General features: G+C 34.2%; 11 protein-coding genes. 5 read left to right on the plus strand and 6 right to left on the minus strand.

Features of this window, described 5'->3' with window-relative positions; translation table 11 throughout:
• The 3 genes from ACWVCY_RS04705 to ACWVCY_RS04715 all read right to left on the minus strand — a co-directional run.
• A partial coding sequence (locus tag ACWVCY_RS04705; protein WP_455140707.1) for a 4Fe-4S cluster-binding domain-containing protein occupies positions 1-145 on the minus strand: 145 nt, incomplete at its 3' end.
• Positions 146-414: 269 nt separating this feature from the next.
• Complete coding sequence (locus ACWVCY_RS04710; RefSeq protein WP_455140690.1) at positions 415-1,377, minus strand: magnesium transporter CorA family protein; 963 nt, start codon at positions 1,375-1,377, stop codon at positions 415-417.
• A gap of 134 nt (positions 1,378-1,511) precedes the next feature.
• Positions 1,512-2,450, minus strand: coding sequence for an aldo/keto reductase (locus ACWVCY_RS04715; RefSeq protein ID WP_455140691.1), 939 nt, complete (start codon positions 2,448-2,450; stop codon positions 1,512-1,514).
• Positions 2,451-2,583: 133 nt separating this feature from the next.
• Here ACWVCY_RS04715 and ACWVCY_RS04720 point away from each other — a divergent pair, with 133 nt between their 5' ends.
• A complete protein-coding gene (locus ACWVCY_RS04720) occupies positions 2,584-3,705 on the plus strand; it encodes a DNA methyltransferase (protein WP_455140693.1) in 1,122 nt (373 codons plus the stop codon).
• A 9-nt stretch (positions 3,706-3,714) separates the two neighbouring features.
• Here the strand turns inward: ACWVCY_RS04720 and ACWVCY_RS04725 are convergent, their stop codons facing one another.
• A complete protein-coding gene (locus ACWVCY_RS04725) occupies positions 3,715-4,050 on the minus strand; it encodes a DUF3467 domain-containing protein (protein ID WP_455140694.1) in 336 nt (111 codons plus the stop codon).
• A gap of 105 nt (positions 4,051-4,155) precedes the next feature.
• Here ACWVCY_RS04725 and ACWVCY_RS04730 point away from each other — a divergent pair, with 105 nt between their 5' ends.
• The 3 genes from ACWVCY_RS04730 to ACWVCY_RS04740 all read left to right on the plus strand — a co-directional run bounded on the left by ACWVCY_RS04730 (position 4,156) and on the right by ACWVCY_RS04740 (position 8,122).
• A complete protein-coding gene (locus ACWVCY_RS04730) occupies positions 4,156-4,410 on the plus strand; it encodes a hypothetical protein (RefSeq protein ID WP_455140696.1) in 255 nt (84 codons plus the stop codon).
• Positions 4,411-4,537: 127 nt separating this feature from the next.
• Complete coding sequence (locus tag ACWVCY_RS04735; protein WP_455140697.1) at positions 4,538-6,976, plus strand: APC family permease; 2,439 nt, start codon at positions 4,538-4,540, stop codon at positions 6,974-6,976.
• Positions 6,977-7,099: 123 nt separating this feature from the next.
• Positions 7,100-8,122 carry an LLM class flavin-dependent oxidoreductase gene (locus ACWVCY_RS04740; protein ID WP_455140699.1) on the plus strand — a complete coding sequence of 341 codons (1,023 nt, stop codon included), beginning with the start codon at positions 7,100-7,102 and terminating at the stop codon, positions 8,120-8,122.
• A 26-nt stretch (positions 8,123-8,148) separates the two neighbouring features.
• Here the strand turns inward: ACWVCY_RS04740 and ACWVCY_RS04745 are convergent, their stop codons facing one another.
• Together ACWVCY_RS04745 and ACWVCY_RS04750 are read right to left on the minus strand one after the other, a co-directional pair.
• Complete coding sequence (locus ACWVCY_RS04745) at positions 8,149-8,742, minus strand: VIT1/CCC1 transporter family protein (protein ID WP_455140701.1); 594 nt, start codon at positions 8,740-8,742, stop codon at positions 8,149-8,151.
• A 199-nt stretch (positions 8,743-8,941) separates the two neighbouring features.
• Positions 8,942-10,231, minus strand: a complete 1,290-nt coding sequence (locus ACWVCY_RS04750; protein ID WP_455140703.1) for a thiolase family protein — start codon at positions 10,229-10,231, stop codon at positions 8,942-8,944.
• 174 nt (positions 10,232-10,405) lie between these two features.
• Here ACWVCY_RS04750 and ACWVCY_RS04755 point away from each other — a divergent pair.
• A partial coding sequence (locus ACWVCY_RS04755; RefSeq protein ID WP_455140705.1) for a PfkB family carbohydrate kinase occupies positions 10,406-11,280 on the plus strand: 875 nt, incomplete at its 3' end.

An 11,280-nucleotide genomic window follows, 5' to 3' on the forward strand; every position in this document is an offset into this window, starting at 1 on the left:
TAATTTGGCTTTCAGGATTATGACACCATGTACACATTAAGGGGCATCCTTTGAAAAAAATAGTCGTTCGAATTCCTGGACCATCATGTATGGCATACCTTTTTATATCAAAAATTGTACCAAAATTCTTTAATGCAGATTCCAAGCCAAAAAAACTCCTTTATGAGAGTATCATTTTGATCCAGTTTGTTTATAGCTATTCTATTAATCTGAATATAAGAAATTAACCACTTAATTATTGATATTTATTTGATATATTCATCTATTTTGTCACATTTACTTAATTTTTTTTCTTAAAAAGTTATTAATCTCTATGAATTTAGAAATATAAGTCCAATAACAATAATTACAGGTCTTTTTATAAAACAAAATGGTCAGAGAGGGAATTAAACAATCTATTCCACTGATTATAATTTATAATAAATTCATTTTTCTAAGATAATACCAAATAGGTATTATTAAAATTATACTAAAGATTAAAATAAACCAAAATGCTAATGGATCTTGGGAACTTGCAACAAAAGGAAGCATTACATTCATTCCATATAGTGAAGCTAATAAGGTTGGAACCATTAATATTAGAGAAATTGATGTTAAAACCTTAATTAAATCATTTTGATTATTTGAAATGACCGACGCATATGCATCTAAGCTACTTTCAATCAAATCTCGATAAATTGATAATAAATCTGCCTGTTGATTTAAATCAATGGATAGATCTTCTAGGTCATCCAATAATTCTGGTTGTTCTGCAAATTCTTTTACTCTCTGTAACTGATAAAACACTCTTAAATTACCTCTTAGAGCAGCATCTAAATATGTAGCATCTCGTGATATCTTAAATACTTCGCTCACTTTTTGAGTTTTTACGGATTGAAATATTTCTTCTTCAATTTGTGATAATTCATGATCAATGCTGTCTACGCTTAGTTCAAAAGCCTTCACAACACTTTCTAACCAATCTAACAAAACTAATGTTGTGGGAGAAGTTCGACGTCGTCGAGACCCTATGGGTTTTCTTACTCTCTTTGTGGCCAAAATTTGCTTTTGAATAGTAATTAAATGATTAGTAAGGAGGAATATAACTGCAGGACCTGTTGTATGAACAACTGAACCATTATTTCTTGTTGTTGGTACCCTAAGTACAATTTTAGTGAAGGGAGGATCATATTCAGGCTCATATTCGAAGCGAGGACGTTCATCCTCATCTAGTGCATCCTCTAAATCTTCAAAAGGTATTTTAAATGTCCTTTGAATCGTTTGTAATTCATCACGTGATGGATTAGTACAAATTAACCATGTGGGGACATTAGGAAGGATTCCTTGAATAAATTCCGTGTAAGTTAATCCAGTCTCTAAATTCTTTATTTCGATCATGGGTACACCTCCTATAGAAAAACACAGCTTAATTAATTCTCTTCACTATAATGTATGAATTATCCTCGATTTATTAAGCTACGTGAGGAGGTAATGTTCCATTGATTTAAACCTTCCTTTTATCTATAGGTTATTTAGAATAGGAATCGAGGTTTAAACTGTTCCAAAACTCTTCTTATTTGATGTAGATCTTCTTCTAATAATTCAAATTTTCCTGCATTAGCATTCGCTTCAATTTGATCTAAACTTTTTGCTCCAGGGATTGCCGTGACTGCGATGTCTTTAATTAACCAGTTCAATGCTACTTGAGCAGGAGTAACATCATATTTTTTTCCTATTGTTTTAATGAGATCTAAGAGTGGTATGCCTCTTTCAAGGTTCTTTTTGCGAAATAAAGTATTAGTTCTTCGTGTTCCCTTAGGAATATTGTTAGGTGAATATTTTCCTGTCAGGAAACCTTGAGCCAAAGGACTATATGCCATGAGAGTGACTTTTTCCTTTATAGCATATGGAAGGAAATTTTTTTCTGCTTTGTTCCTAGCTATGGAATAATTTATTTGATTTACCTGGATTCGATGAAACTGCATCTTTTGTTGTGCTGTTTGAAATCTCTTCGTGGAAAAATTTGAAACACCAATGAACCGAATTAATCCTTCATCAACCATTGACTCTAAATGATGGAGTGTTCTGCCAAGAGGGAGAATTGGATTGGGCCAGTGAATGAGATAAATATCTATATATGATGTTTGTAATCTCTTCAAACTTTTCCGGAGAGCACGGATACTAGATGAGGGCCGGATAGTTAATGGCATAAATTTTGTTGAAATGATTATTTGTTCCCTTTCATATCCTTTGATTGCTTCTCCGACAATTTTTTCTGAGTTTCCTCGACCATATACTTCAGCTGTATCAATTAAATTAATCCCAAGGTCAAGTGCTCTGTGAACTACTGCAATCGCATCTTCTTTTGTGAAATCTGTTCCATAACCCCACCCTGATGACCCAAATTGCCATGTTCCCAACCCAATCTGAGAGATTTTAGTTGAAGTGTCTCCAATTGTTGTATATTTCATTTTAGCTCTACTTTATAATAAGAAAAAATTTATCTAAATATACGAGGATAGATCTATCACATTTTAAAAAAAGATTTTATTCATTTATTTATTATCTTTTTCAAGTAAAATATTTTTAGGATTTATTTTATCAATGGTAGCACCCTCAATTGATAATGATTACTTAAATATTATTTCAACTATTGCTAATTCACCAGTTCGAGACAAAGGATATACTCGAACATATTACAGTTATCCAGCAAAATTTTTGTCCCAATTACCTAAAGAGCTTATTAAAAATTTCACCAAAGAAGGAGGCTTGGTATTTGATCCATTTTGCGGAGGAGGAACGACAGGCTTAGAATCAATGTTGTTAAATCGCCGTTTTATAGGATATGATATTAATCCTTTTGCAATCCATGTTTCAAAAGTAAAATGTACCTATATCAATCCAAATGATCTAATGCATACATTAGTAAATATTGAAAACGACTTTAAACATCATTTTATGATTGAAACTAGTCTTTTTAATTCTGATGAACAATATTGTCTACAATCAGAAATTATTTATCAAATAGACAAAATATTTACTTTAGTTGCGACTTTAGAAGATGATTTTAAGGATTTTTTTAATTTAGCTTTAATTCATTTGATCAAAATTGTTGGGCGAAGAGACTTTAAATTACCACCGAAGAACTCAGATAAGTATATATTCAAATTATTTTACCAAAAGAGTTCTAAAATGATACATGGAATGAAGGAGTTACCGAAAATTGTTTCCTATCATCCTGAATTCCACTTAAAATCGAATTTTAATACACATCTCTCGAATAGCTCGGTTGATTGCATTATTACTAGTCCTCCATATAAGGGGAAAGACATAGAATATCAAGAACTACAGATTCAGCGTCGTTCTATCAAACGGAGTAAAAGAACATATGTTATTTCTCGAATTTTAGGCACTGTACCTTTATCAAAAAAAGATTTAACCTGGAAGGGGGAAAATGGAAATTTATATTGGGAAAATAGTTTGAAATCAATTCAAGAGTGCTACCGTGTTTTAAAACCAGATAGATTTTCTTTTTTCTGGACAGGCTTTAAATCAGTGGCAGAAAAAGGTCAATATCTTGAGCAGCTTAAGGACTCTGGTTTTAACTTATTGAAGATCATTCCTGTAAAATTAAGCCATGACCGTGCAGCATCAAGTCGTTCCACTCATCATCTTCGACCAACTAGCATGATGCAACAAGACTTTCTATGTATTACCCAAAAGTAAGGAAATTTTTTACCCATAATATGTAGGTTGTTCCTGTTGTTCCTGTTTTATATTCTGTGGACCAATATTTATATCACCATGTTGTTGCTCGTATCTCTTGACATGTTCACCCATCCAGAGCATCATTCTTTTGAATACTGCTGGACTCATTTTGATTGTCGCCACAAATCTATGTTCGACCGTGTCTAGTACTATTTGACCTGGTTGTTGGCCAATTTGGGGGACTAAATGATCCTGAAAAAAACTTACATGCGCTTCATTCGGATTAAGTCCTCCAAAAAATCCTGAGATGGCAAAACAGGGTACATCATCATATTTAACTTCTCGGTGAGGTTGTCGGTGCATTATTTTTTCCTTCATTTTCTAAGTATCTCAATTAAGTCTTTGAAGATGTTGTTTTTCCAAATATATAAGTATTGGGTTCATAGATTCTATATATGTGGGTTTCACTTGCAATTTGATTATCACGACTTATCCTTATATGATGCGCGTGATAAAATGTGTGATGATATTATCGAAGCATATGAGATTGGGGAGAAGGAAGTTCAACTCATTCATGGCTATCATAAAGGTCTATCTATAAAAAATTATATTTGGAGCCAAGATGGATTACAAAAAGATCTAAAAATAATCAAACCAGAGATAAGGATACATAAAAGCAAGGGAGAGAATAAAGGAGTGACAAGAATTATCTTCATTAAGTAATAGATTCTTATATTCAATCATAGCTAAATTTATCCAAAAACCTTTGAACCATTCCAAAATTCCTTATTAAGTAAGGGATTCAATTATTTGATTCAAATTATACCAATATTAAAGCAAGTGGATAGAAATGGAATTTATCATTGGAGTTTTATTAATAGTTATAGCTCTAAGTATAATTCTTGGCCTTTCTATCTATTCTTTAATCCAAGTTATGTTTTTAGGTCGTAAAAGATTTCTTTTAACTCCAATTCTTGGAGCTAAAAGAGAAAAAGGGGCAGATGCAGTATTAAGTGGGGCTGATCTTTCACGAGACATGACCGTAACCCAAGCTACAATGACAGGGGTAGGAGCTATGATTGGGGCTGGTATTTTTGTTTTAACTGGAATTGCTGCTGGAATTGCAGGGCCTGGTTTACTAGTCGCTTTTGCCTTTAATGGTGTTGTTGCCTCACTGATTGCTTTAGTGTATGCAGAACTTGGTTCTGCAATACCAGAGGCAGGTGGCGGATATGTTTGGGCTCGTGCAGGTTTAGGTGAGTTAAATGGGTTTTATTCAGGTTGGATGAGTTGGTTTGCTGCCGCAGTTGCTGGTTCTCTCTATTCATTAGGATTTAGTGCTTATTTCGTCGAGTTTCTTGTAAATTTGGGTTTAAATTTCTCAAAAACTGAAAGTTTTATCCTCCAAAAATTAATTGCTGTTATTGCAATATTCATTTTCTTAATTATAAATCAATCTGGGTCTGCTGTAATGGGAAAGGCTGAAACATGGATTTCAGGAATTAAGGTCCTAATCCTTGCTTTTTTCATTTTAATTGGATTTACAATTATTTTTTCAAATCCACAAACCTCTATGTCTAATTTTGAAGACTTTTTCCCTACAAAAGAAGGATTTTTTTCAATATTTCTTGCAATGGGCTTTACTTTCATAGCTTTTGAAGGGTATGAGGTTGTTTGTCAAACAGGAGAGGAAATATACGATCCAAAAGTCAATATTCCAAAATCTGTAATTTTTTCAATTCTAATTGTTGTACCTATTTATATTTTGGTTGGTATTGTTGCTTTAGGCGCATTTACAGTTGAAGGACAATCTACATGGCAATTCCTTGGAGAGAATCAGGAATTAGGACTATTATATGCAGCAGAGAAAATGCTTCCTGGATTAGGACTTGTTGTAATATTATTTGGGGGAATTTTTTCTACCCTATCAGCTCTTAATGCTGCAATATATTCCTCTACTCGGGTTGCTTTTGCTCTAGGCCGTGATGGTTCTTTACCAAAAATTCTAGGATCTGTTTCCCCCAAGAATCATACACCAAAGGTTTCAATTGGAGTAACTGGATTTATAATAATGTTTATTGCAGTAATTATACCAATAAATATCGTTGCAGCTTCAGCAGATTTAATTTATATGGTTTTATTTTTTCAAGTTGTAATAGCAGCCATTATAATTCGAAATAAAATGCGTAAATCCAAGGTTGGTAAATTAGATTATGGGTATAAAACTCCACTTTTTCCTTTAGTTCCATTAATGGGGGGGATAATCTTAATAGTCATTTTTAGCTTCACTATTCTTTTACATCCCGAAGCATTAGTTACAACCATTCTTTGGCTTCTATTAGGTTCTATAGTCTATATCCTTTATGCACGGGATAGAAAACCCATTGAAGCAATTTCCAAACTTGAACGACATGCACTTCCAAGAGCAGATTACATCCCAGAAGAATTTTTTACCACCTACCTCCACAAAATTTTAGTTCCTGTAAGAGGAATTCGAGAAATCGAATGGGATGCTATTCGAATAGCGATATTTATTGCTCATGAGTTTGGTAATGAAATCACGATATACCATTATGGTAATCAACCTGAAGAAGTATTTAAACCATATTGTGAAGAATTAGACCGCCTAAAAATTCGTCATGAATGTAAAATCGTTCGGCCTCCAACAAAAAAATTATCTGATAACGACCTGATTCAACATTTAATTGATATCGCTAGTACAGGGGAATACCAACTAGCTGTGGTACCTACTCGAATAAAAAGACGTTTTTGGCAAAAAAGTACCTCTTTTCATGCACTTCGAAAGATGCCAATTCCTGGCTTACAAGTCATAGCAAATAAAAAACCCTCTACTACGAATCTTCTTTTTAGGAAGGTTGGTGTATTAACTCCGGGTTCAAAAAGAGATCCATTCCTTCTTCAGCTTGGAATAGCAGTGGTATCTTCTATTAGAATGTCAGAGTTAATTGCATACCATTGGACCCGAGTACCTAATTTAATCACCCCTAAGGTTATGGCTGAAGCCCCAGGAGTTCAAAAAGATATTGCTACCTTCCTCAGTCATATTGGTGAAGCTCTTCGGATGGGGGTGCCCATTGAGCAAAGACATGTTTTGGGTCATGATTTTATTCGTTCTGTTGAACAAGTTGTTAATAAGGATCAGCTTGACCTTCTTCTTATGGGATTCGGGAAACCACGTCTTGGAAGAAAACCTTCTGATCTACTAGCTAAAAAAATCAATTGTACTATTGTAATATTTCATGGGCGGCCATATTTTGTGAAAGATTGACTTAGTTGTTTTATTAATTTAATAGAAAAAGTTATTTGATTGTTAGAATAGCATCTTCTTCAAAAAAGATGAATTTTATTACCTTTACAATTTGTTAATTTATAAAATAAGGATGTATAAAGCATGGTTTTAGAAACTCCCATTTCAATATATTTGCAGGATAAACATGACATACCACAATCAATAGAGTTTGCGAAATACGCAGAGAACAAAGGGTTTGATGCAGTTTGGCAAGCAGAATCCCGATTGGCACGAGTAGCTACTATTCCATTAGCTGCTATGGCTGCAGTCACTAAAAAAATAAAATTAGCAACAGGAGTAGTCAATAATCTTACCAGAAATGTTGCTTTAATGGCTGCTACCTTTTCTACAATGGATCAAATGGCACCAGGAAGATTTATGGCTGGAATAGGTGCTTGGTGGGAACCTCTAGCAACAAAGGTTGGGACACCTCAAACCAAGCCAATTAAATTGATGGAAGAATATGTGACGGTCATGAAAAAATTATTGAATATGGAAACCGTCACTTATCAAGGAGAATTTGTTAAAGTTGATGGAATCCGATTAGATATCGTTCATGGTGATCCAGATAAACCTCGTGAAGTTCCAATACTCATTGGGGCTACTGGAATGAAAATGATGGAATTAACTGGGGAATTATGTGCAAAAAAATTCTGTGATGGAGTTGTACTGAATTACATGGTAACTCCGCAATACAACTCTACTGCACTTAAACACCTAGAAATCGGTGCAAAACGTGCAGGTGGTTCACTCGACGATATAGATAGACCTCAATTAATTGTATGTTCAATGGATCATGATCGTACTATAGCATTGGATGCTGCTCGGGAATTACTCACTCAATACATGGGACAACAACCACATCTTATGAAGGCTAGTAAAATGCCCCAAGATATATTAGATAAAATCCATGCTGAACTTACTTGGCCAGCTACTAAAGAACAGATAAGAAAGGCTATGAGGCATATTCCTGATGAGATAGTCCAAAAAATTACTGCTAGTGGAACACCGAGGGAATGTTTAGAACAAGTTCAACAGTGGATTGATGCAGGATGTACATGCCCTGTATTATATCAATTAAGTGATGATGTCCGCCTAATGATTGACACTTTTGCTAAGACATAAAACAGATCCACTTTCTTTTTTCCTTTCTATCCACCAGAAACAATTTCGACAAAAAGAACTAGAATCCCAACTAAAATTCCAGCTAAGACCATTTTAAGTCCATAAAAAATAATATTTCCTCTTGACATCTTTCCCAAGTAACTACCCAAAGTAAAGAGGGTAATAGAAGTTGTTAGAAATGAAAATAAATATGCTAAATCTATATCAAGATTAAATGCCAACGAGAATACAAAGGGGATAAGACTAATAGCTGCAGCTATGAAGGGACTTATTCCATCAACTATTGCGACAAATATAGAAGAAACATAAGCAGCGTCTTTTACAATAGTATCATCAAAAGATTCTAACATAAATTCCTCAAATTTTGCCATTTCATCTTTTTTAACTGCATGTTCAGTCAAATAAGCTCCGAACGCTCCTGAAATACCCATGGCAATACTTGCTCCGAATCCTGCAACAAGTAAAATACGTGAATCAGAAATCCCTACAAACCAGCTTCCAATGATAATACCTAAAACTGTTAAAGCCCCATCAAAAGAGTTCATCACCATATAACGACGAGCTATCTCTCCTGATCCTCCTAAGGAAATGAGCTTCTTTAATTTGTCGAAAGAGTTCATTGTATATTTATTTCTTCCACATATAATTAATTTTGAATAGAATGATGATTTATATAGTAAATCAATATCAAATGACTCATTATTCAATTTAGGCTTTTAAATTAACTATTTGCAAATCGAAACAGTTCTTAGCTAGAAAGGAATTTTTTTTAGGAAATATTGTTAAAAATTGAAAAAAAAAAGGACTCTAGGACAAAAATTAGAGTCTTTCTACCACGGTAGCAATACCAACACCTCCACCCCCACATAAAGTTTGAATTCCATATCTCTTCTTCTCATTTACTAAATAATGACACATATCACTGAAGTAATGAACACCAGAAGAACCTATAGCGTGGCCAGTAGCTATTGCTCCGCCATAAGGGTTTACACGTGGATCATTGTATGCATAATTAAAATGTTTAGCAAATGCCAGACATGGGGAAGCAAATGCTTCATTAGGTTCAATACAATCCATATCCTTCATCTTAAGATCCCCAGCACGCTTTAGTGCTCTTTCTTGGGCAGGGATTGGGCCAGTAAGCATAATCATTGGATCATCACCTGCAACAGCTGTAGCTAATATTGATACCATTGGTTTGAGATCTAATTCCTCTGCTTTTTCTCGTGCCATAAGCATTACTGCTGAAGCACCATCAGTAATCTGAGAAGAATTTCCTGCAGTTACACGACCATTATCAGGACGAAAGACTGGTCGAAGAGATTGAAATTGGGTCCATGCTGTTTCGGGATCATCAAGAGCTATTTCTCTTACTGTTTGATCTTTGTTTACTATTTGGGATTCAAAACTACCATCAGGATTTTCTATCTTCACTTCAAAGGGAACCACTCTTTTTTGATAATTGGTTTCATCTCTCATTGCGATTGTAGCCTTCTGATGACTCCATAGACCAAATTTATCCATGTCTTCACGAGTCAGGTTATATTTATCTGCTACAAGTTCTGCTGATTCTCCTTGAATAAAACTCATTCTGTTTTGAAGATCAGCCATCCTTGTTTCAGAGATATGGGAGTATATTTGATCAGTAGGGATGAAAGTTCCTATCTGAAAATCTATGCCCATTGGATAATGAGTCAAATTTTCTATTCCTGCAGCAATCATTATATCGCCATCTCCCACTTTTATTGCGTTGGTACAGGTATTAATCGCTTGTAATCCAGCATTACAATAACGATTTACCGTAGCAGCAGCAACAATATCAGGAATATTCTTTGCCATCAATTGTGCAATTCGACCAACATTAGCTCCTTGATCCCCGATTTGTGTCAACACTCCAACATGTACATCCTCAATTTCAGCTGGATTAAATTCTGCAGATTTTGAATGAACTCTATCAACAAGAATCTCTAAAACTCCTGCGAGCATGTCTTGCGAGGACATATTCCGATAATATCCCCCGTATTTAGCCATTTGTGCACGGCTAGATTTTCCCATTGGCAATCGAATAGCTTCAATTGCAACTACTTCTCGAACCTCACGCTTATTCATTTTAAAAACTCCTTTTTTTTCTTTATTCTAGAATATATCTTCCATTTAGTTCAGTTTCTTTTATATTTTTGCTCCTAGATACAATATAATCATACCAAACTAAAAATTTGACTTATAATGGTTATATTCTCCGAAATCAAATTATATATATTCCAGAGTGAATTCTCGAGAACTATGTTTCAAATTGATTATGAAACAGCACTAAAACGAATGAAATCGTTAATAGCGACTGTATTACCAGATTTTTATCTAGATGTGATCATAAATCCTGAAATGCCATATAACAGGCTAATAAATGAATTTGATTTGGTGTATAAACGAGGTGGAGGTAATCTATTAGGACCAAAAGTTCAATTCATTCCTGGAGGAAATGGAGGAAATGTTGCGATTGCATTTGCAGGTTTAGGAGCTAAAACTTTCTTTTTGTCAAGAACTTCTCCTTTAGGAAAAGTGTTAATTGATTTTTACATGCTTCCCTTAGGTGTTAGTCCGATTATTAGTCAAACAGGCGAAATTGCTAGTTCAATAATTTTTGAAATCCCATCTGAAGGACAAAAAAACAATGTAATGCTTTCATCCGCAGGAAGTGTTTCTGATTTTTCATCAATGGTTTTAACACAAGAACAATGGTCTACATTAGCACAAAGTGATGTTATAGTTATTACTAATGCTCAAAATCTTGTGATAGAGGATTTAATTGAAGGTATCCTTAATAAAATTAAAGAAGAAGCAATAATATCCGTTGATTTCTCCGATTTGACTCCGCATAAACAAAGAATTAATGCATTTCATTCAAAAATTCTTTCTCATCCTAGAAAAACTCCAAACTTCATCATGGGAAATGAAAATGAATTCCTTCTTCTATCACGATCAACTTCTAATTCACCTTCTTTGGCAACAAAAACATTATCTCAAGAATATCCATCGATTATTTTCGGGCTCCATCAAGCAAAACATGCTGAATTATGGCAGGATGGTGAAAAACTTGCGGATGAACCTTGTTTCAAAATTCAAGTATTATATGCTACAGGAGCAGGAGATTCATGGCA

It is taken from the genome of Candidatus Hodarchaeum mangrovi (assembly GCF_975850365.1).

Excerpts from the sequence above, each read along its gene's own strand:
- ACWVCY_RS04710 (WP_455140690.1), bottom strand. The coding sequence starts at position 1,377 with ATGATCGAAATAAAGAATTTAGAGACTGGATTAACTTACACGGAATTT.
- ACWVCY_RS04715 (WP_455140691.1), bottom strand. The coding sequence starts at position 2,450 with ATGAAATATACAACAATTGGAGACACTTCAACTAAAATCTCTCAGATT.
- ACWVCY_RS04720 (WP_455140693.1), top strand. The coding sequence starts at position 2,584 with ATGGTAGCACCCTCAATTGATAATGATTACTTAAATATTATTTCAACT.
- ACWVCY_RS04725 (WP_455140694.1), bottom strand. The coding sequence starts at position 4,050 with ATGCACCGACAACCTCACCGAGAAGTTAAATATGATGATGTACCCTGT.
- ACWVCY_RS04735 (WP_455140697.1), top strand. The coding sequence starts at position 4,538 with ATGGAATTTATCATTGGAGTTTTATTAATAGTTATAGCTCTAAGTATA.
- ACWVCY_RS04740 (WP_455140699.1), top strand. The coding sequence starts at position 7,100 with ATGGTTTTAGAAACTCCCATTTCAATATATTTGCAGGATAAACATGAC.
- ACWVCY_RS04745 (WP_455140701.1), bottom strand. The coding sequence starts at position 8,742 with ATGAACTCTTTCGACAAATTAAAGAAGCTCATTTCCTTAGGAGGATCA.
- ACWVCY_RS04750 (WP_455140703.1), bottom strand. The coding sequence starts at position 10,231 with ATGAATAAGCGTGAGGTTCGAGAAGTAGTTGCAATTGAAGCTATTCGA.